The following is a 22,464-nucleotide window of genomic DNA, read 5'->3' as shown; positions in this document are numbered from 1 at the left end:
TCGGTTGCATCTGCTTGACATCTGCGGTTTTTGTATCAAAGTCGGATTTATGCAAGAGGTCTTATGATGATGAATCCTGAAGGTATGAGTTTACAGTCTCTGGATTCTGTTGAGCAGGAGGAATTGGCTAAGTTAGTCTATGCCGTGGCATTGAGCGAGGGAAGTCTCTCTCTGTTTGCGATTACCCCTGATAGTGCTCCAAATCATCCCGTCGTTGAATCGTTTATAGCAGAAATTAATGACTTAGAAGATAATAACTTCGAGTTTTTGACGTTTCATTATAGCGAAGAATCATTATTTAACTTTTTGCATCAATTGCCAGCAGCATCAACCCAGATTGGACAAGCACGTCGAATTGTGATGGCATTTGGTTTAGAGCAGTTACGGCTGGATTTGTTGCGCCAGGAAATGGAGCAGCTTAATTTAGGACGGGAATTGATATTTCAACATAATTTAGTGTTGGTTTTTTGGCTGAATCGCGAAACTTTTTTAGAGGAGTTTCGGCGACAGGCGGCTGATTTTTGGGATTGGCGAGGCAAAATAGCTATTTTCAAAACACGCCCTCAGCTCGATCCGTTGTTGTATCCTTATTTAGAATGGTTGATTTCCGAGAATTCACGACTGAGAGTTAGTGGCGTGATGCAGGTAAATCGACAGGTTGATATTTCTCTCGATCGCATTTATGTGTCGCTTCAGGGTTCCTGGGAAGAGAGGCGAAGTCAGTCTTTTAAAGAGCGCATATTTTCAGCAGAAGCGCCGATGTACCTCAGCCAGCTTAGTCTGGGAGTTGCGCTCGGTGCAAATGAATGGGAAGATGGGCTGCATCAAGCCAGAACACCGCAACCCAGATTTATCGATGAATCGAGACTCGAAAGTACATTAGAGTTCCACGTAGAATCTGATACTCGGCAGCAGCGCGTGACTAAAATCTTGGATCTAGCAGAAGCGGTTCGCAAGCATACCTATTGCCTGATTTTGGGCGATCCAGGAGCAGGAAAAACAACTTTGCTGCGGTATTTAGCCAGACATTTTTCCTTGGCTCAGCGCGATCGCAAATCGGTTGTTCAAGGAGGCAAAGAAGAGGAACTAGGAGAGACGCGACTGCCGATTTTGTTTCGGATTGCTGATTATGCTGAACGCCTGACAGATAATCCTGATTTGAGCCTCGTAGATTATCTCCAGCAGTTTTATCGACAATGGGAACATCGCTTTGATTCCTCCGATGGAGACTCGGTGGCAAATCTGTTGCTCAACCGTCTCGCAATGGGTGATTGTTTGGTTTTGCTCGATGGCTTGGATGAGGTTTTTGACCAAGATAATCGATCGCAAGTAGTTCGGCAAATCAATCGATTAGTCGATGACTATCGCAATAATAAATTTGTTGTTACCAGTCGGATTGCCGGGTACAAACAGGCGGCTTTGGGGAGTCGGTTTCAGGAATTTACAATTACCCCGATGGGCGATGAGCAAATTGATGAATTCCTCAAACGCTGGTGCTTGGCAGTTGAAATGGCGCAACGTCCAGACGTTGACTCTAGCTCGCAGCAGCGAGATGCAGATCGAGAAGCCCAAGAGATTGTTCAGGAGATTTCGAGCAATCAAGGAGTCAGGCGGTTTGCGGCTAATCCTTTGCTATTAACAATTTTGGCGCTGATTCACCGGAATGGAACTCGACTGCCACAACGACGGGTTGAACTTTACCAATTGGCTGTCAAAACTCTAATTGAAGATTGGCAAATAGGCCGCAATGTTCCCTATCAAGCGCGACACCGACAACTGATTTTGGTTGAAGAAGATGTGACAGCTTTGCTGGCTCCGCTGGCGTTGCGGATGCACGAGGAAAAGCCTTCTGGTGTGGTTGCTCAGGCAGAAGTTGAAACATGGTTGACGCCACATATGGCAGAGTTAAAGGGCGTGGATGAGCCGATCGCGTTGGAGTTGGTGCGGCAGTTTTTGCGGAAGGTGCGGGAGACAACCGGGCTGTTTGTTGAGCGGGCTCCGGAAATGTATGGGTTTATGCACCTGACGTTTGAGGAATACTTTGCGGCTCGACGGATTGCGGACAATGAGATTGATGATATTTTGAATATTATTAGTCCTTATCGCAATCAGGCCAGGTGGAATGAACCGATTTTGTTGGCATTGGGATATATAAGTAACGATCAAAACCGACTTAATCGTCTTCTCAAAAAGCTATTTAGTCATTTGTCGGACTATCAGCCAAACATTATCGGCCAGGAAATTCAACTCAAAAAGGTGGCGGATGTTCTAGTTTTGGTTTGGCACTCAGTAGCAGAAGGAGATGTGCGGGAGTCGGAGGGAATGTGGCAAGATTTGCTATTTGTGGGTCAGATATTGGCGGAAGTTCGGGTTACTTCAGCATTCTCTACAAGGCCGATCGATCTTTTGGTATCAACTTATTTAGGATTGGATGAGGATTTTGCTCAGGAGCCGGTTCAGCAACTGTTAAAGCGGTTGCGAGGAATAGAGGCATTTAATCATCAAGTTTGCGATCGGTTGCAGCTAGCTGCGGATAATCGACAGTTGTCGGAGGAGCAGCGGAACCGGGCGCTGGTGGGGATGCTGTATGTGGCTTGCGGTAATGCTGGAGAGTTGTTGGCGCAGCGCGTAGGGGAGTTTGTACAGCGGTTAACGCCATCGTTGTTTAACGATTTGCGGGGGTTGGTGGCGGAGTTGGGTGCAGAGATGACGACCCCCCTGAAGTGGGGTTTAGAGTCAGAAAATCTCAGTTTTGAGTATCGAAAGTCTTTAGCCTTTGTGACCGCATTTTCGTATTTGAGGGCAGATAATTACGATCGGGCTATTGAACATTTGCAACTGCTAGCAGATCGAGATGATTGCTATTTAGATGGTTTTGTGCAGTGGGCGATCGCTATTGCCTATGAGAAAAAAGATAATTACGAGCAGGGATTGCAATACTATCAGCAATGTTCGGATAAGTTGAATTTTGATGCGGATGCTACTGAATCGTTAATTTTGTGGAGGTATCGGGGTGTCTGTCACAGATCTCACAGTCAATACGAAAAATCCTTAGAATGCTTTCAGCAGGCGATCGCCATTGCACGGCAATCGAAAAATTTCAAAGCTGAATGCAATCTTCTCTGGAACATTGGTAACAGTTATCAAGAGTGGGGCAAGTATGCAGAGGCGATCGCCCATCACGAACAAAGCCGAGACCTCTATCAGCAGTTGGGCAAAGAATCTGATGTTGCCAACCAGTGGGACTGGATATCGGATTGTTATCGAGATTGGGGCAAGTATCAGCAAGCTTTGGAAGCACAACAGCAGAATTTAGCAATTTGTCAACGACTGGAGGATAAGTCTGGAATTGCCAGTGCCTATTATCAGTTTGGACGAATCTATAAAGCTTGGAACAAATATGCAGAGGCGATCGCCCATCATGAAGAAAGCCGAGACCTCTATCAGCAGTTAGGCAAGGAATCTGATGTTGCTGGCCAGTGGTTATGGATATCCGTTTGTTATCGAGATTGGGGCAAGTATGAGCAAGCTTTGGCAGTACAACAGCAGAGTTTAGTGATTTATAAACGGCTGGAGAATCAGCCAAATATTGCCAGTGCCTATTTTCGATTGGGACGAATCTATCAAGAGTGGAACAAGTATGAAGAGGCGATCGCCCAATACGAACAAAGCCGAGACCTCTATCAGCAGTTGGGCAAGGAATCTGATGTTGCTGACCTATGGTACTGGATATCCGATTCTTATCGAGATTGGGGCAAGTATCAGCAAGCTTTGGAGGCAGAACAGCAGGAGTTAGTGATTCGTCAACGGCTCGACGAGCAGTCTGGAATTGCCAGTGCCTACTGGCAATTGGGACGAATCTATCAAGCTTGGAACAAGTATGCAGAGGCACTCGCCAATTACGAACAAAGTCGAGACCTCTATCAGCAGTTGGGCAAGGAAACTAATGTTGCCAACCAGTGGAACTGGATATCCGATTGTTATCGAGATTGGGGCAAGTATCAGCAAGCTTTGGAGGCAGAACAGCAGGAGTTAGTGATTCGTCAACGGCTCGACGAGCAGTCTGGAATTGCCAGTGCCTACTGGCAATTGGGACGAATCTATCAAGCTTGGAACAAGTATGCAGAGGCACTCGCCCATCACGAACAAAGCCGAGACCTCTATCAGCAGTTGGGCAAGGAATCTGATGTTGCGAACCTGTGGAACTGGATATCCGATTGTTATCGAGATTGGGGCAAGTATCAGCAAGCTTTGGAAGCACAACAAGAGACTTTAGCGATTCGTCAACGGCTGGATGAGCCGTCTAGGATTGCACTAGCCTATTATGAGTTTGGACTAATCTATAAAGCTTGGAGCAAGTATGCAGAGGCACTCGCCCATCACGAACAAAGCCGAGACCTCTATCAGCAGTTGGGCAAGGAAACTAATGTTGCCAACCAGTGGTACTGGATATCCGATTGTTATCGAGATTGGGGCAAGTATCAGCAAGCTTTGGAAGCACAACAAGAGACTTTAGCGATTTGTCAACGACTGGATGACCAACTCAGTATTGCCGATGCCTATTTTCGATTGGGACAAATCTATCAAGCCTGGAACAAATATGCAGAGGCGATCGCTCATCACGAACAAAGCCGAGATCTCTTTCAGCAGTTGGGCAAAGAATCTGATGTTGCTGGATTGTGGAACTGGATATCTGCTTGTTACCGAGACTGGGGCAAGTATGAGCCAGCTTTGGAAGCACAACAACAGGAGTTAGTAATTCGTCAACGGCTAGATGACCAGTCTGGAATTGCCAGTGCTTATTTTGGATTGGGACGAATCTATCAAGAGTGGAACAAGTATGCAGAAGCGATCGCCCATCACGAACAAAGCCGAGACCTCTATCAGCAGTTGGGCAAGGAATCTGATGTTGCCAACTTGTGGTACTGGATATCCGATTGTTATCGAGATTGGGGCAAGTATCAGCAAGCTTTGGAAGCAGAACAGCAGGATTTAGCGATTCGCCAACAACTGGATGGCCAACTCAATATTGCCGATGCCTACTGGCAGTTTGGCAAAATTTATTACAGATGGGAAAATTACGATACAGCCACTCAATACCACCAGCAAAGCCGCGACCTTTATCAGCAGCTAGACCACCAACAAAAGCTGGCACGTCAGCTTAGAAACATTGCCAATAGTCAATGCAAACATACTCGTCAGATAACCGTTCAGACCACAGTTCTCGCCCAACTAACTCAAGCCGAACAAAACCTCCAACAAGCCATCCAAATCAACACCAAAGGCGACTACCAAGCAAACCTCGCCTACGACCACATCAGCCTCAGCCTCATCTACGCCGAACAACTCCGCCACCTCCTTCCCAACGACCCAACCCAACCCAATCTCATCGTCCAATTTAACACCAGCTATCCTATTGGCTTCAACATCTTGACCACCCTCGGCGAAACCCTCAACCAAGCCGAAGAAAGCCTCAAAATCGCCCGCGCCTACCTCGAAACTCCAGCCCTACAAAATCTCGATCTGGCGATTACCCTCACCCAACAATCCCTCGACAGCTTCCAAACTTACAACCGCCGTAAACTTCAAGCCGAAGCCCTCAAACTCCTCGGTGAAATCTATCAACACCCAGACAAAACTAATCCCAATGCCACGGAAACCGGGCTGCAATTCCTCACCCAAAGCCAAGCCATTTATGAGGAAATAGGATTCATTGGTACGTAGTTGCGCTTGGGCGCTCTTTTTATAGCATTCATCAAATATCTCACAAACAAATACCGGGCCAACTATCAATTGACTGAGTAGATTTAACCACATTCATCCCCGCCTGCGCGAATCTTAAAAAAGCTGCATCTGCTTGTTCAGTAAAATCTACAACACCCGGAACCACAACCGGCGAAGTACAATCTTCCAACAAATAAACCTTCTTGGCTAACTGCGAATCCAGCGCCAAAATTTCAGTCAACAAATCATCAATCGTCCAAGCAACGCAGTGACTTTTAGCTTGTCCGGCAATAATTACCGCATCAAATTCTAGCAGTTTATCCATAAACTTAGCATTTTTTTCGGCAATCGGATTGCCGTCGAATCCTGCCAAAACTTCCGGGCGCAAAACCGAATAATTTTCTGTAAGCGGATTACCACCTTTGATTTCAAAAAGTGCTTGGCTTTCGCGGGCGATCGTATGAAAAAATATAGCTTCTTCCACAGCGGAAACTAAGGCGTGTCCGATGCCGCCCAGCATCGAGTGATACGGCCAAATTGTCAGGGGATATTTCCCATCGTCGCTGAGTTTTTTGACGTAGTGGAAGGCGTGTTTTTCCAATGCGTCAAAGTTTCCACCCGCGATGCTGTCAGCGACGGCTGGGTTGACTTTCCAAATTCCTTGCAGCACATCTTCCAGAGTAATTAATGTGGCGGCGGGAATAGGGTGTTCGCCTGCTGCGTTTATCCAAAATATGGGATGGAAAATTTGCATAGCCGTGTGCGTGTCCATTGTCGGCGCAATCGTAGTAATTGCGTTTAAGTTCCGATAGATGAATTCGCACAGGCGCAAGTTATCATCGACAGCACCGCTACCGGAACGCCCGCCGACAAACAGTTCAAATTCGGGAATACAAAATGTATTTTGGGCATCAATTATTAGCAAACAAATTTGCTTTTCGTCGCTAGCTGCTGGCTGAATACTATGTTTCAAAGCCCAATTCTTAGCTTCAGCCGCTCTTTCTTGATAGGGAACTCGCCAGATTTCACTGATTTTATGGGCGTCGAAATATTTTGGAATTGGAAGTTGTATTTTTGCGCTCATGGTTGATATGTTGAACAGTTGACAGTTGACAGTTGACAGTTGACAGTTGCCTCTATCTAAAAGTCCGAGGATTAGAGTAATGAATAGTCTGATTTTAGTTTCTCGGGTGCATCTGATGTTGGCAAATATATCCGTATGGGCTATAGCATGACCTCGGTGAATATGGGATTATAACTAATAACTTATATGCGATCGTGCTTCGCCCTCTTGAAAAACGAGATTCACCCAATTTATTCCTCAAGGGAGAGGCTTGCAAGCAATTGTTTCTGGTAAGTTAACAACTGCTATATAATGCTGGTATCTATCTATTTATCGGTCAATTATGGAGCCAGAAGCCAATCAGATTTCTAGCAGGTATACTTTTAAACGCAGATTGTTGTTTTTGTCGATCGCCCTTGCAGTCCCTTTTTTAATTGTAGCAACTAGATCCGCCTACGTTCAAGGACTGTTAAGAGCGGTTTTAATCCAAATCGAGCATTTAGGCGTCTGGGGCCCGATCGCCTTTATCGCTACCTACAACTTCGCTACGATACTATTTATACCTGGTTCCGTGCTGACCTTGGGAGGCGGAGTGCTGTTTGGGCTGTGGTGGGGTTCGATATACGTGTTAATCGCCGCCACCTTAGGGGCGACCTTTGCTTTTCTGATCGGGCGATACCTGTCGCGCGATCGCGTGGTAAGATATATGGAAGCTCACCCAAAGTTTCAAGCCCTCGATCGCGCCGTTGCTAAAGAAGGATTAAAAATAGTCTTTTTGACACGTCTTTGTCCTTTATTTCCGTTCAATTTGTTGAATTACGCTTTGGGGATTACTCAGGTTTCTTTGAAAGATTATGTATTAGGTTCCTCGGGCATGATTCCCGGAACTGTGATGTACGTTTACTCAGGCTCTTTGGTAGGAAATATTGCAGCTATATGTACGGGCAATCAGCCTGCAAATCCTCAAGCCGAACTTGTAAAATGGTTGATTAATACCATCAGTTTTACGGCTGCTGTCGCCGTCACTATCTATATCACTCGGATTGCTCGCAAAGCTTTAGATGAAACTATTTAATTAGGAACATTTGCTCATGTCGCAGTCAAAAGTCGATCGCCTAACAGTCCCCCCGATGGACGAATACAACCAAAAATTAGTCTCCTACTTGCATCCCCCAGATTGGGTAAACCCGCAGCCTGCTAGCAGCTACAACTTAGTAGTAATTGGCGCGGGCCCCGCCGGATTAATTGTGGCTGCGGGTGCCGCAGGTTTGGGTGCAAAAGTTGCTTTGATTGAAAAACATTTGATGGGCGGCGACTGTTTGAATGTCGGTTGCGTGCCTTCAAAATTGCTGATTCGATCGTCTCGTACTGTCGCCGATATCGGGGAAGCAAGTAAATTTGGTGTTAGCGTTCCTAACGGTACAGAAATTGATTTTTCAGCCGTAATGGCAAGACTGCGGCGCATCAGGGCGGGAATTAGCGATGTTGATTCTGTGGAACGCTACCAGCACAAATTAGGAGTTGATGTTTTCTTAGGTTCCGGTCGCTTTACTAGCAATTCTACCATAGAAGTTGCAGGTCAAACTCTTAACTTCAAAAAAGCAGTAATTAGCACAGGCGCAAGGGCGCTAGCACCGCAAATTCCCGGTTTGCAGGAAGCTGGATATTTAACAAATGAAACTGTATTTAACCTCACAGAAAAACCTCAGCGTTTGGCAGTAATTGGCGGTGGGCCGATCGGCTGCGAATTAGCCCAAGCTTTTCGGCGCTTGGGTTGCGAAGTCGTGTTGCTGCACAAAAATGCTCAGATTTTGGATAAGGAAGATATTGATGCTGCTAAAATCGTGCAGCAGGCTTTTGTGAAAGAAGGAATTCAGCTACTTCTAGAATCGAAAATAGAGCGCGTTGAAAAAACAAATGCAGGCAAAATAGTTTATTATCAATCTCAAGGCAAGGAAGCGTCAGTAACGGTAGATGAGATTATTGTCAGCGTAGGGCGATCGCCAAACGTGGAAGGATTGAACCTAGAAGCTGTCGGCGTGCAGTACGACACACGAAGAGGTGTATTTGTCAACGACAACTTACAAACAACCAATCCCCGGATTTATGCCGCCGGCGACATTTGCATGAAGCATAAATTCACCCACGCTGCGGATTTTGCCGCCAGAATGGTGATTCAAAACACTCTGTTTTTCGGACGCAAAAAGCTCAGCGCCTTGACTATACCTTGGTGTACCTATACTAGCCCAGAGGTGGCGCGCGTCGGATTGGGCGATCGCGAATTGCAAGCTGCGGGGATTGATGTCGATACGTTTTTAATTCCTTTCGATACAGTCGATAGAGCAATTATAGACGGCGAAGACGAGGGTTTTGTGAAAATCCACGTTAAGAAAGGTAGCGACAAAATATTAGGTGCAACGATTGTAGCGCGACACGCTGGAGATATGATTAGCGAGATTACTTTAGCAATGGTAAACAATATTGGTTTAGGGAAAATTGCTAGTGTCATTCATCCGTATCCGACGCAAGCCGATGCGATTCGCAAAGCTGGGGATGCGTACAATCGCACTCGTTTGACACCGTTTGTCAAGAATTTGTTTAATAAATGGCTGGCTTGGACTCGGTAAACTTTTAGAACACCCGGCGGTTAAAACCGCGTCTATAAAAACAAAACCCGGATGGTGCGCGGGTTGAAGAACGAGGGGTTAAAATTAGATATTGTCTTCAGTCCGCGGAGGCGGACATCGTTTGTGTAGACGCGGTTTTAACCGCCGTCTGATCTTTGATTGTAGCATTAGGGATAGTTTGAAATTCACCGACACTCAACAAACATTTATAATCGACCTGGTAAAAAGTAAAACCGACTAGCATTGCCATAAAGATACTTGATTCCCTTGCAATTAAGCAAACTATTGTAATCGCGCTCTTCCTTCATCAGTCATCCAGTATCGTGTAAATTCAGAACTAGAATATTTCCGCTCCTCAATCAATCCCTGTTCTTTAAGTGCCTTGATTTCGTCAATGTACGGACCAGGCATTTCTGGATGAGAGATGCTAAGGTAGCGGTCAATTTGATACCAATACCACTTACCATCATGTTGAGCTATTAACTGTAAAATTTCTTTTTTGATTTCGTTTTTCATGATTGAGCTACCAAAAGCCTCAACCATTTCGCGATTTGAAATCATAACTATCACCAAAATAACACAACAACCCAGATCAAAAATCCCCTTCATCAACTTGAAATACCGTCAATCCAAACGACCTCCACATATCAACTACTTGCTGGCGATCGTCCAAAACAAACTTAATGTTATACTTCCCATCAATATGCTGGCGGTAGATTTCCTCTTTCATAATCGCATCCTTCCTCATATCTCCGGTTTTTCGCAGATAAAGAGCGGCATAATTGACCTCGTACTGCCGCAACCATTGTTCAGTTTGAGGCTGACAGTCATCGGTTCGGCCCGATACTACGATAATATTAACGCTGGACTGCCACTTGCGGACGGTATCTAAGACGGGCTGATTCGGTAAATCGCGATCGCACTTAGAAGCATCAAAAGGATTTCTACCATTGAGAAGCGCTAATGTACCGTCCATATCCACAAGAATTGCATCCGGCAAATCCGGGTTATATTCCGGCGGCGCAATCGGAACCCGCACGTACTTATTGTACATCTTCATTATCACATCTTTGCCCACCGAATTAAGTCTTTTTAAATCCCGTTTAATACACTCCTCCACCGGAACTTGCAGGAAAGAATCATTGACTTCAACGATGGCTTTACCCTTAACCAACTCTTTGATATGATCGATGTGAGGCCCGAAATTAGTATCATCAACAATCACGTGCTTGCCACTTTCCAAAGCCATCAGAATAATCGTATCTCTCAACTGCACAATAAACTTTTCATTCGCCGGAGACCAATGAGAAGCATGGGCCATTTCTCGAAGTAAATCTTTATTGCTACGCACCCATCTTGCAGGTTCAGACAGCAGCAATTCTCTCGCAAATTGAGATTTTCCAGATGCAGGTAAGCCGACAAGTACAATAACTCTTTTCATTCTATATATCCTAGCTATTTAAAAAAAATCTCAGGTTCGTAGTGAGGACTTCAGTCCTCATTCATCCCCGGTTCGTAGTGAGGACTTCAGTCCTTATTAAGCCTAAGAAGGACTAAAGTCCTTACTACGAACTTGGAGAAGGACTAAAGTCCTTACTACGAACTTGGAGAAGGACTAAAGTCCTTACTACGAACTTGGAGAAGGACTAAAGTCCTTACTACGAACTTGGAGAAGGACTAAAGTCCTAAATTGATATAATCCAAACCCAATAACTCCTCTATCTTATGAATCGTAACATCGCGGAGAGCTTCTTTCACTCCCGCAACCCTGCGAGCCCGCAAAGAAAACAAAATCCCGGAATACGGCAAATCTTTCACAGCTAACGCAAAATCTTTCTGCACTTCGATATGTTCGTGCTGTCGGTAAACCTCCTCGATTTCTTGAACTAACAATTCATATTTACTCTTCACTTTTTGATACAAGTCAATCCACTCGGGAAAATAAGCTAAAAACTCTTCTCCTTCGTTAGTCAAAACAATTTCGATCATCCGCCGCGTCGAAAATCCTTCGCGGAGATGGGAAATCGCCACATATTGCGGAGACTTAACCTTAACTCGGTTAAAGTTATCATCGCAAATGATATACCCTTCCGAATCCATCGGATCTAAATGTTGAGCGGCTTCGATAACTTCTTTCCAGCTAGTTAAAGGATAGGATTCGACTACTTTCCAGACATATCTATTTGCCCAAAAAAGGGGATCTGTTTCTCGCAAAGTTTCAGTATTGCGAACCCCGTGCAGCACGATATCATTGTTTTTTTGTTGCACAACTATTCTATTATAAGGTGTCATCAACTCAAAGATAAAACACTCGTCTGTGGCTTCTGGTAATTCATAGCCCAATTCTTGCCAGACTTTCCAAAAAAGTTCGGCAAAGCTAAATCCAAAACCGTTAACTTCGCCCGCTGCATCGGGAGTGCCGCTAGATTGCACTCTCCATTCTCCCTGATAAAAATACAGTACAGTCAGCGAACCGTCTAATTTTTCGTAAACCTTGGCGCTACTCCAATCAATTGCTGCGGCGTGGCCTTCCCCGTAGTTAAAAAATTTGTCGTAGGGATAAGAAACAATCTCCCAATTTTGAGATTCATCTAAAATAATGCCGCGGCACTGCTGGACTATTTTTTCGCCCAGCGGGGATTCTATCTGCGAATATTTCAGACAGACTAAATCGGGATATTGGCGGTGGCGGGTAACTTTGATATGATAAGTTTCGCACAAAGTTTCTAATCCGTGCTGGCGTAAATACTCTTGCAGTTCCACGTTTGACTCCTAAATTACTCGCCTTCTCTATTTTATCTGTTACTTCATATTTCCGTGCATTTGTAAAGAAAATTTAAACTTGCTTTTTTCCTGAATGCCTGCTGTGGCTTTTGTATTTGGGAGTTGTGTTGTAAATTAAATGAACGCGGTTCAGTGCAAAACTAGACTGTTTCGACATTGAGGACAAAAATAGTGAACAATAAATTATTACTTTTGGCGACTTCTGCGTGCGTATTGACTGCTTTAGTGCCTGTATCGCAAGTTTTCGGTGCGGGAAAATTGCCGCAGATGCTGGCGGAAACAAAGCCTGTTGCTAAAGCTGATGCTGCTGTGCCTGTAAGTGAAATTTTGCCAAAGTTAAAAGGCAAAACGCAAGTACCTATTTTTATCCCCAGCTTGGTTCCGGTTTCGCAGAAACTTTACTATCGAACCCAAAGTAAACCCGACAGCTATATTGTTTCTATGGAATTTACAGCAGATTGCAAAGGTACGGGCGCTTGCACTCTTGGAGAAATTAGAGGTCAAAAAGGTGGTGAGTTTTCGACTAAGATCGAAGGGGTAACTAAGACTTTAAAAACTGTTCAACTTGCGGGCGGAGTGAAAGGAAATTTCCACAATGGTTGCGGGGCTTACTGCACGGCTAATCTTGAGTGGAAAACTCAGGGTTTTATGTATACTGTAGCGATTAGAAATGGAGCGGAAGCAGATTTAATTAAGATTGCCAATTCTGCTATTCAAGCTGGTAAACGCTAGGATAATTTGCGATTTTGTAGAGAAACGAAGCAATTTTAGTCTTGGCGATTGCTTCGTTCCTCGCAATGACAGAGAATATTATAGCCTTTCTCAAAAAGATGAGGTATGGCTGACAGCTTACATAACCGCTGAAATCAAGAGGGCTCTCTTCCCAACAACGTCCGCGAATCTTTGTGAAAACCGCTATATATATTTTGGGAGCCTTGAAACCAGTTAAGCTGGGGAAGCAAGAGAGAATGGTTGTGATGTCTACAGGGAAATCAGGATGAGGGGAAAAAGACTATTTTGGGCGATTTTTGCTGGTGTGATGACTGCTTTTACGATCGCACTTTTGACGCCCAATTCCGCGCTAGCACGTCTTGAAGTGTCTGTGACAGAAATTCGCTGGTTTAATTATACCTCCAAAGATGGCTGGCAATCGATCGATTTTATTGTGCCCGATCGCAATACCGCACAATCTACCAGCAGCCGCAAGCTGCGCCCTTACGACGTTCATCTTGCCAAGATGTTTGAAATTTCGCGTTTTTTGTGCGATCGCGATCGCACTTCTGAAGGTTACAATTGGTCTTACCAAGCCGCAAATGGCAACATTGACATGGGAATCTTCAAAATTAGCTGCGAGATAGCCCGTTCCACCGCCACAACTTACGGATTGGGCAAACCCGAAAATACAGTCATTCGCCGCAACTTTAATCAAAAAGACGGCCGCCCTTCTCTTGCCGTTGTAAAATATTCAATTCCCACTCTGAACGTTGCTAAAAATAGAGTTTTACAGTGGAGAGATTTTGTCCAAAAGTTTCCCCCAATCCCCAACAATTCAGGTGCAAATCAAGCTAAAACTCGTTTTCCTGTAAGTAACATCTTTGGGCAAATCAAAGGCAAGACGCGAGTACCAGTTTTTCTGCCGAGTATGCTTCCTCTATCGGATACTCAGGAACTTGATTTTGATATCAAAGCTGGCTCCCACGGCTACATTATTGAAATGTATTTTGGCAAAGGATGTCGCGGGGGAGCCTGTACTTTCGGCACAATTGAAGCGAAAAGAGATGAAGCGATTTCGCCGCCTTCGCAATTGCCGAGAGATACTTACAGAAGTATTGAATTAGCAGGCGGAATGAAGGGAACTTATTTCAATAGTTGTGGCAATTATTGCATTGCTTCTGTTGAGTGGCAAAGGCTGGGAGTGCTGTACCGAGTAAGTGTGAAAAATGGACGACAGTCAGATGTTGTTGCGATTGTAAATTCTGCACTTCAAGCCGGACAACGTTAATAGGTACGTAGTTGCGCTTGAGCGCTCTTTCGCACAGACAAGAGAAGAGCGCTAAAGCGCAACAACATACCTTAAAACGTACCTTAATAACTTACACTTGTTTCGCGATCGACTCGACATAAAAAGTAACGGGCTACATCAAGAGCATTTTTCATGGTTTTATGACTTTAGTGATTTGACAAATTAACTTTTGATGGTACTCTATTAGCCTGGTTGAGAAGTTCGATCGCAATTACATCATTACATTTCTGTATTAGGTACGTTGTTGCGATGAAAGCGCTCTTTCGCATAGACAAGAGCGCTTTCATCGCAACTACATACCTTAAGACGTACTTTAATAATCTACATTGGTTTCGAGCTCGACACGACATAAAAAGTAACGGGCTGCCGCCGGCTTCTAGCGCGTTCACCCGCATTAACTCTAGGAAAATCATACATCCTCGGCTGCCTTTGGCTCGAAATGCCGATCGGCTCAAGCCACCCAAGCCAACCCAAAATTGGAAACACCCTCAAAGCTCGCTGCTGCTACGGGTCAATATCTGGTATTGCTATTTTATCGCCCGAATTGTCCCAACCAGCAATTAAAGTCCCCACCTGCGGTACGCTAGATCAGGTGAATATACTGGCTCATTTCAAGCTATCCTGCGATCGATCTTATGTCCCCAACCACATCTGCCCCTTCCCGAACCGTCCGCATCGGTTCTCGCAAAAGCCAACTCGCCCTCGTTCAAACGCACTGGGTGCAAGCAGAATTACAGAAACGCTTCCCGCAACACACTTTTGAAGTCCACACCATGTCCACCCAAGGGGACATAATTCTTGATGTCGCCCTTGCTAAAATTGGCGATAAAGGACTTTTCACCAAAGAATTAGAAACGGGAATGCTGAACAACGAAACGGACTTTGCCGTGCATTCCCTCAAAGATTTGCCTACCAACTTACCCGAAGGTTTAATATTAGGATGCGTCACCGAACGGGAAAATCCCGCTGACGCCCTGGTAGTTCACTCCAAGCACAAAGACAAGCAACTTGACACCCTCCCCGAAGGTGCAGTAATCGGCACTTCTTCCCTCCGCAGGCTGGCTCAACTGCGGCACCATTTCCCTCATTTTGAATTCAAAGATATTCGCGGCAATCTCAACACTCGACTCGCTAAATTAGATGATGGCGGTTACGACGCAATTATTTTAGCAGTTGCCGGACTCGAAAGATTGGGAATGGGCGATCGCATCCACCAAGTTATCGATCCTGAAATCTCCCTCCACGCCGTCGGACAAGGTGCTTTGGGCATCGAATGCCGCGCCGGAGATCCAGAAATCCTGGAAGTTATTAAAGCTCTAGAACACTCCGAAACCGCCCAAAGATGTTATGCTGAACGCGCATTTCTGCGGGAATTAGAAGGCGGCTGTCAAGTACCGATTGGCGTCAATACCAAAATAGAAAACGGTCAATTAACCTTAACCGGAATGGTATCCAGTCTCGACGGCCAGCGATTTGTCAAAGATACTGTTTCCGGTGCAGCCGAGACTGCTGAAATGCTGGGAATAGACCTCGCCCACCGCCTGCGCGCCCAGGGAGCGAGTGCTATTTTAGAGGAAATCTTTGTCGAAGTTCAACGCGGTTCATAAATGCGATCGGCATCTATTTTTCACGGCTTTGAAACGCGATTTATCGCATTTGGTAAAATAAACATAAATGGCGGTTCGCTTTTGTTTTGACAGGTACAATAGCAGTCTGATGGTAGATTTTAGATGGTGATTTTAAATAAAATTGCCAAGTTCACAAATATCTGACTAATTTAGGATGCTCCGCAGGATGTTGAGAACCAGGTTTATGGATAGATACCTTGCTGTAATACCAATTTTTTATGAGGCCCCGTAGAATCCGATCCCCCCAGCCCCCTTTCCAAGGGGGAGCAAGAATTCAAAGTCAACCCCTACTCCCCTTGGAAAGGGGGATTTAGGGGCATCGGGATATGTGCAACGACCCATTAAATTGCTGTAAAGCCCAGGATTTTTCGTGGAAACCGGGTTTCTTTGCATCAGCCCTATAATTGTCAATATACCAATCCAAAATCTGCAATCAAACATCGACAATAAATCAGCCACCTATTTCAGGGAAATGCAAAATATGAGCGCTCAGGAAACTCAATTAAAGCTAGAATTGACAAAAGTTCAGCAACTTTATCGCAAAATGCAGGCAGATCGGAAAGCTTTGCAGCAGCAATTGAAAGAGTTGAAAACTCAGGCGGGAAACTCTTCCGATGTCGTCGAGCAAGTTTTGCCCTCCATAGTTTCAGTTTACGTGATGGATTGGGATACAGGAGAAGAAATTTCTTCCGGGAGCGGTTTTTTTGTATCTCCTGACATAATTGTCACTAACTATCACGTTATCGAAGATATTGCAGATGAAGATTACTTCTACGAAGAAGATGAAGTCGAACAGGTTTTAGTGGAAACTTACGACGGAAAGTTGAGAATGGCAGAGGTGGTATTTACAGGCAATGCGGAAGAGGATTTAGCATTGCTGTTGATTACTGGTTTTATCATCGATCCGGCAACAGGGGAACAAGTGGAGTCTCCCGAAGAATATCCTCCCCTAGAATTGTGTTTTGATGTCAAAGTGGGCGATCGGGTAATTGCTGTGGGCAATCCTATGGGACAGTTTGCTGCAACTGTAACTCAAGGTATTATTACTGAAATTCGCGAACCGGAAGAGTATGAGGTGGGCGAGGATGATGAAGATGAGGTTGCCGAGGTGAAGGTGTTGCAAACGGATGCGGCGATTAATCCGGCAAATTCGGGCGGCCCGTTGATTAATATGGCCGGTCAAGTGGTTGGGGTGAACACGTGGGGATTGGAAGATGCTGATACTATTAATTTGGCGATCGCCTCCGTTGCATTGGATGACTTTTTAGCTGGATTTGAGGAAACTTTTGAGGGTGAACCTGATGAGGAATAGTCAGTTATAGCGCAATACGGTTTACTTAACGCTTTTGATAAATTTCATCTGACGATTTTTGGATTATAAAGAGGTGAAATAGATCTTAAGAAGATTTTACCGCAGAGAACGCAGAGAACACAGAGAGGGGAGGGACAAAAGGTTTTTTTACGACATCCAAAACCCTCGCAATACTCTTCCCTCTGCGCCCTCTGCGCCCTCTGTGGTTCAAAACTCTTCTCTTGATGGAGTGGATTATAATTTAATACGGTTTACTTAACGCTTTTGATGAATTTCATCTGACGATTTTCTGGCAATACAGCCATTTTGGGCAAGTCAGATTTTTCTTAAGTAAACTGTATTGAGTTATAGCGTTCTTTTTCTTGACAAGCTTTTAGGAGGGGCGATAGCCTGTTTTTTATCTATTCACAAAGCAAAGCGATCGCCCTTCCACACAAAAAAGCCGTCCTTCTAGCGATTAGTATTGAATATTTATTTATGCAGCCTCAGTCAAAGTCCTGACACGCAAAACTTCATTACACATTAACGGTTCAATTTCCGACTCAGCTAAAGTAATTACAGCTATAGTTTCACCTAAAGCATTAAAAACTTCGAGACTGTAACCATCCTCATCGGGGTGAGGATGATGCTCAACAATAGTAGCAATATCTCCCCGACAGAGTTTGTGGTTGGGTACATCTACTCGTAATGCTACTCTTTTCAACAAGGGAAATTTCATTTTATTTTATTTTATACCTCCTTATTGGGATATAGGGTGATAAACTTGGTTTTTCGTGAAGGAAACTAAGTCATCCAAATAGTTACTAGCGAGTAAAGTAAATTTTACGCTTGACAATAGCGATCGCACTTCCCCCAAAAAAGCGATGAGCTTGACAAAAGCGTAAAACAGGTGGTAATCTGAATAAGATGAATATAAATGGAAATTTTAATTATGCCAATTGCACAATTATTTCCTCTGCTTAGTAATTTATCTCGTGTGGATAAATTAAGAGTAATAGAATTTTTGGTTTCTGAGTTAGCAAAAGAAGAAGATTTGGCTAACTTAGAGTCTAAAGATAATTATTTTGAAATGTTGCATAATTCCGATGAAGGAGCACGTCAATTGGCACAGTTTTTAGAGGAACAAAAGCAACTGCAAAATGCTTAATGGTGAAAAATACTCTTTTGCCTCTCAATTCAATCGCTCTGGCGAGGTATCTTATGCGCCTTATTTACCGATAATATTAAGCTATCGAAACCAGTCAATTGAAGTGATGGGGTTGCTGGATACAGGGGCAACCATGAATGTTTTGCCTTATGAAATTGGTTTACAATTAGGGGCTGTTTGGGACGAACAAACCTTTGTTATTTCTTGATCTGGAAATCTGGCAAATATCGAGGCTAGGGCTTTGTTGTTGTCAGGGACAGTCAGCAGGTTTGCACCAGTTAACTTGGCTTTTGCTTGGACTAGACAAAGAAATATGCCGCTCATTTTAGGCAGGTTAAATTTTTTGGCTGAGTTTGATGTTTGTTTTTATGTATCTGAACTAGGATTTGAAATTGCGCCTAAGCAATCTCACTAATAGGTGGTTACAAGCGATCGCCCTTCTACACAAAAGAGCGATCGCCCCATAATATCTTTAGGGGCGATCGCTCTTTTGTAAAAGGGGATGAAAAGAGCGATCGCGAATTAGAAGGGTAAAGGAATCGGAACGCGATTCCGAATTTCTTGTTCAACTCGTTGCTTAACTTCGTTTTTAAGGATGTTAGCAGCAACACTGGCAAGGCTGACATCGCCGCTGGCCGCCACATCAAATAAACATCCTTCTAGGCGTTCGTTTGGTACTTCAGCTTTACGACAAGTTTCTTCTGCAAGTTGTACGGCTTGGGGGGCAAGCATCCGCAAGATTACGAAACCATCAGGAAAAGATTTATTCGTGAAGCTATCCGTATTTTTGCCAGCGGGATAATCAAACAGCGATTCTGTTTGGGAAACACGCCAACTATCGCCAAATTGCCGATGAATGGAGTCTAAAAAGGCTTCCGTCAAAGGATCAATAGGGATAGGAATCCAGCGGCTAACATCAAAGTTGCTTAATACAGATCGGGCAATGTTCATCGCTTCTTTATTTTCTGCAATGACGCGACCATCACGAGTCATAAAGTCGTCTGAGGGGTTGCCGTTGAAGTTGCCGAGCAAGCCTTCGAGTTGACCGCGATCGCCTTCGCTTGCGCCCGGTGTCACTTCAACAAGCTTGTTAAAAATCTTCACGGTTACTTGCTCGCCACTGGGCCACTGCACGAGGTAGCTGCCACTGCCCGTGCGAGCAACAAAGCCACCACCCGATAGGTTTTGTTTTTCCCCTGAGATGGTTTTGCCGTTAACGCGCAAGGGATCTTGGGTGTTGTTATCAGGGAAATCTTGGGAATAGATAGCGACGCGATCGTTGCCGACTCGCATGGCGGCGGCGATATTTATTGCCAGGGATGAGCTCGATCCATAGGGGGCTTCGCGAACTTGTACCTCGAAGTGTTTGTCTTTCGATCGGGTAAGGACAAATTCACCGATCGCGTGGTGATCGTATTTTTGACCGTCAAAGCTTGTGAGATGTGGATCGCCCCAAGAAGATCCCTGAACTAGGTTCTTTGTAGCCGATCCAATCATATCAGTTGCAATCTCAGCTTCTTTTTGAAAAACCTGTGAAAAAGCATCCCTATAACCTTCCATTAAACTAAAAATACCACACCAGTTTGGATGTTCCCTGCACCAGTCCCTATAACCAAACTCATCTTTAGGGATGCTTTTGTAAAATTGAATAGCCTCATAAGCTAGGTAGGCCATAGAAGCAAGTGTAACAACTTGACCAACAACAGGTATTAATCTCAGACCAACCGATCCTACACCCCTTAAGAGGGGTATAATGGCCTTCCCATTTCTACTAATTCCACTGACCATATTTCCAAGATCGCGAGCTGTTTGAGGGGAACTAATAAGTTTTCCTAGCTTGGGAATATTCTTTTCAACAAATTTATATCCTTGAGAAGATTTTTCTTTGAGTGCTTTTAATGCTGTGTCTAAAGCAGCCTTATATTGTCCTGGAGATTTATTTTTGGCGATGTCCTTGAGGTTGTTTGGTGTCTGAGTTTGTTTTCCACTCCACGTAACCGTATCCTCAGTAATACGCTGTCCTAATTCTTTTCCTGTAAAACTAACATTACTGGCTCCTATTGAAGCATAATCAATAGGCATCTCCAAAGACTTTTGTAGGGTAGGCATCCTGCCTGCCATTGACGGGCTTTTCTGAAGATTTTTAATTGAAATAGCGCTCTGAAAATTTGTATCATAATTTAGGTTTACAATCGAAAAAAATATTTTTTCACTGGCTGTAGAGGACTCAAGCTCACCCCAGTAAAGTTTGTGATTTTTGCCTGAAACTGTTGTGGTTTTTAAATCTGCTCCTTGTGCTATCCACGCTGTATCTTCCACTTGAAAGTCTTCATCCTGCAAGTTTAGATTGCCTATAGCATTGAGGCAACTATCCTTGCAGACATTAACTTGACTTTCTCCGGCTTCACTCTGCTGAATATCAAAGACGGTGGCGAAAAGCAGATCATCTTCGTTCGCATTTGATGAAATATATGCCCTATAGAACCAAAGGCTAGAGCCTGATTGCTTAATATTGTTAGGATTTTGCCGCTCAGATGGCTGACGATCATTATCAAAATCAGGACGCACCGGCTGATTCGGCCCCGGATCTTGAGGAAACGGCGGCGCTTGCGGATTACTCCCAGGCAGCACATTCGGTGCATCATCAAACTCCCCCGGAGCTCGCTGCACTAACCAATCCGAAATATTCCTTTCCACAGCAGGCGGAGTCGCCGCCACCACCCGATCGCCCGACTGAGCTAAATTCACCGTGCAAACCGTAGAATTAAAACTAAAAACCGTACAAAGTGCAGCCAATAAAGCCCGATTGACAATCGTACCAGGAGCCAGCAAAGCACTCATTAAAACAGCAAAAAAGCTGACAATACCCAGAGCATAAATACGAAACCGACGCATAAAATACCTCACGTAAACAATTAACTAAACATCCGCATTCCGATCGATCTTGTAGGGGCGGGTTCGCCAAGATATTTGACACCCATCGACAAATTCGTAAACCCGCCCCCACCCCACGCAAAAATTAAAGAATGAATTGAATTTAACGGTGTGGGGGATGTTATTCGGGTTTATTCGTTGGGTGGGGGCGGGTTTATCAAGATTATCTGTGGGTGACAAAATTCATCGGCGAACCCGCCCCTACGAATTTTATTCATGTTTTACTATCAATTTCATCCCTCATTTTGCCACCTCATGAAAGTGCGATCGCCCTCACGCCCTAAAACGGTAAAATCCTCCGAATACCCCGTTGAATCACATCTTTAACAATATCTTTACCAAAATCTCCAAACCAACCCTGAGCCTCCCCAGGCTTTACCTCTTCCGCATCCACATTAACTGGCGGTTTATTATCAATTTTAAAAGCAGATTTATCTATCCCCACCTGCGACATCATCCCCACAAAAGTATTAATCGGAATCGCTGAATTAAACCCCGTTTTCGCCTCTCCCGTATTTTGTCCACTCTCATTTTGAACTGCTATAATACCGTCAGTATCTCCCTGTCCGTGAATACCAATCACTCGACCACTAACATCAAAAACAGGCCCGCCACTCATTCCCCGCCGCGTCACCGCAGCATAACGCATCGTATATCCTTGATCGTTACTTGACCGGACATTAGTAACTTGCCCATTGGTAAACTGATATTCTCGTTCTTGACTCCCCACACCCGCAGGTAAAGGATATCCCGAAATATAAACCCCCGATCCAATCGTTGCTTCATCGGAATTGCTAATCGGTGCAACGGAATATTCTTCGTCACTTTCAAATACCACAACTGCTAAATCCGGCCCGATCTCATTATTCCGCAAACCCTTGACATCCGTCACCTTATGCTCTTTCCCCTTAGAAGTCCGAATCATAAATTCAGTATTAGGATTTTTCACGACATGATTTGCCGTTAGCACCGTGTATGTTTTACCTTTCTTAGTAATAATTACTCCAGAACCACTATCTCCTGGACTCAGGATATTGTTGATCTGTACTGTAGTGGGAACTGCTATTTGAGCGACTTCTTTAGCAGTTTTTGCCATGACAGGCTGGCTAATCATAATTGCTGCAACTGTTGCAGTTCCTGCTACGATCGCCGGAACATAATTAAAACGAGAAACTCCGAAATTCATAAATAACTCCATTGATAATCTGAAACAAAATGTCAA

16 protein-coding genes are annotated in these 22,464 nt (G+C 44.5%); 9 read left to right on the top strand and 7 right to left on the bottom strand.

Annotated elements, in window-relative coordinates:
* Window positions 1-63 precede the first annotated feature (63 nt).
* On the top strand, window positions 64-5,724 hold the full coding sequence (locus QZ918_RS09640; RefSeq protein WP_293333997.1) for a tetratricopeptide repeat protein: 5,661 nt from the start codon (window positions 64-66) through the stop codon (window positions 5,722-5,724).
* Between the two features lie 40 nt (window positions 5,725-5,764).
* Here QZ918_RS09640 and QZ918_RS09635 read toward each other — a convergent pair whose 3' ends face one another.
* Window positions 5,765-6,808: a cysteine hydrolase family protein gene (locus QZ918_RS09635; RefSeq protein ID WP_293333995.1), complete on the bottom strand. Its 1,044-nt coding sequence runs from the start codon at window positions 6,806-6,808 to the stop codon at window positions 5,765-5,767.
* Window positions 6,809-7,130: 322 nt separating this feature from the next.
* Between QZ918_RS09635 and QZ918_RS09630 the strand changes: the two genes are divergently transcribed.
* Together QZ918_RS09630 and QZ918_RS09625 are read left to right on the top strand one after the other, a co-directional pair.
* A complete protein-coding gene (locus QZ918_RS09630; RefSeq protein ID WP_293333993.1) occupies window positions 7,131-7,862 on the top strand; it encodes a TVP38/TMEM64 family protein in 732 nt (243 codons plus the stop codon).
* A gap of 16 nt (window positions 7,863-7,878) precedes the next feature.
* On the top strand, window positions 7,879-9,414 hold the full coding sequence (locus QZ918_RS09625; protein WP_293333991.1) for a mercuric reductase: 1,536 nt from the start codon (window positions 7,879-7,881) through the stop codon (window positions 9,412-9,414).
* Window positions 9,415-9,696: 282 nt separating this feature from the next.
* Here QZ918_RS09625 and QZ918_RS09620 read toward each other — a convergent pair whose 3' ends face one another.
* From QZ918_RS09620 to QZ918_RS09610, 3 genes are all read right to left on the bottom strand, one after another.
* A complete protein-coding gene (locus QZ918_RS09620) occupies window positions 9,697-9,975 on the bottom strand; it encodes a hypothetical protein (protein ID WP_293333989.1) in 279 nt (92 codons plus the stop codon).
* Between the two features lie 31 nt (window positions 9,976-10,006).
* Complete coding sequence (locus QZ918_RS09615; protein ID WP_293333986.1) at window positions 10,007-10,855, bottom strand: phosphatase domain-containing protein; 849 nt, start codon at window positions 10,853-10,855, stop codon at window positions 10,007-10,009.
* Between the two features lie 236 nt (window positions 10,856-11,091).
* Window positions 11,092-12,177, bottom strand: coding sequence for a T4 RnlA family RNA ligase (locus QZ918_RS09610; protein ID WP_293333984.1), 1,086 nt, complete (start codon window positions 12,175-12,177; stop codon window positions 11,092-11,094).
* A gap of 192 nt (window positions 12,178-12,369) precedes the next feature.
* On the opposite strand from QZ918_RS09610, the gene QZ918_RS09605 reads away from it, so the two are divergent.
* The 4 genes from QZ918_RS09605 to QZ918_RS09590 all read left to right on the top strand — a co-directional run bounded on the left by QZ918_RS09605 (window position 12,370) and on the right by QZ918_RS09590 (window position 17,161).
* Window positions 12,370-12,930, top strand: a complete 561-nt coding sequence (locus QZ918_RS09605; RefSeq protein ID WP_293333982.1) for a hypothetical protein — start codon at window positions 12,370-12,372, stop codon at window positions 12,928-12,930.
* 265 nt (window positions 12,931-13,195) lie between these two features.
* Window positions 13,196-14,200: a hypothetical protein gene (locus tag QZ918_RS09600; protein WP_293333980.1), complete on the top strand. Its 1,005-nt coding sequence runs from the start codon at window positions 13,196-13,198 to the stop codon at window positions 14,198-14,200.
* A gap of 656 nt (window positions 14,201-14,856) precedes the next feature.
* Window positions 14,857-15,828 carry a hydroxymethylbilane synthase gene (gene hemC / locus QZ918_RS09595; protein WP_293333978.1) on the top strand — a complete coding sequence of 324 codons (972 nt, stop codon included), beginning with the start codon at window positions 14,857-14,859 and terminating at the stop codon, window positions 15,826-15,828.
* A 502-nt stretch (window positions 15,829-16,330) separates the two neighbouring features.
* On the top strand, window positions 16,331-17,161 hold the full coding sequence (locus QZ918_RS09590) for a S1C family serine protease (protein ID WP_293333976.1): 831 nt from the start codon (window positions 16,331-16,333) through the stop codon (window positions 17,159-17,161).
* Between the two features lie 475 nt (window positions 17,162-17,636).
* Here QZ918_RS09590 and QZ918_RS09585 read toward each other — a convergent pair whose 3' ends face one another.
* The gene (locus QZ918_RS09585; RefSeq protein ID WP_293333974.1) at window positions 17,637-17,879 is read right to left on the bottom strand and encodes a DUF4926 domain-containing protein; all 243 of its coding nucleotides are present in this window, start codon (window positions 17,877-17,879) and stop codon (window positions 17,637-17,639) included.
* Between the two features lie 198 nt (window positions 17,880-18,077).
* Here QZ918_RS09585 and QZ918_RS09580 point away from each other — a divergent pair, with 198 nt between their 5' ends.
* The gene (locus QZ918_RS09580) at window positions 18,078-18,308 is read left to right on the top strand and encodes a hypothetical protein (protein ID WP_293333972.1); all 231 of its coding nucleotides are present in this window, start codon (window positions 18,078-18,080) and stop codon (window positions 18,306-18,308) included.
* Window positions 18,301-18,516 carry a hypothetical protein gene (locus QZ918_RS33085; protein ID WP_367275296.1) on the top strand — a complete coding sequence of 72 codons (216 nt, stop codon included), beginning with the start codon at window positions 18,301-18,303 and terminating at the stop codon, window positions 18,514-18,516. Before QZ918_RS09580 ends, QZ918_RS33085 begins: the two co-directional genes overlap by 8 nt.
* A gap of 314 nt (window positions 18,517-18,830) precedes the next feature.
* On the opposite strand, the gene QZ918_RS09570 is transcribed toward QZ918_RS33085, so the two are convergent.
* Together QZ918_RS09570 and QZ918_RS09565 are read right to left on the bottom strand one after the other, a co-directional pair.
* Complete coding sequence (locus tag QZ918_RS09570) at window positions 18,831-21,203, bottom strand: VWD domain-containing protein (protein WP_293333970.1); 2,373 nt, start codon at window positions 21,201-21,203, stop codon at window positions 18,831-18,833.
* A 319-nt stretch (window positions 21,204-21,522) separates the two neighbouring features.
* Window positions 21,523-22,428, bottom strand: a complete 906-nt coding sequence (locus tag QZ918_RS09565) for a S1 family peptidase (protein WP_293333968.1) — start codon at window positions 22,426-22,428, stop codon at window positions 21,523-21,525.
* Between the last annotated feature and the right edge of the window lie 36 nt (window positions 22,429-22,464).

It is taken from the genome of Microcoleus sp. CAWBG58, from assembly GCF_020883045.1.
Lineage (GTDB): Bacteria > Cyanobacteriota > Cyanobacteriia > Cyanobacteriales > Microcoleaceae > Microcoleus.
Note: the sequence above shows the minus strand (reverse complement) of the source record. Positions and strands in the feature narration are given on the sequence as shown.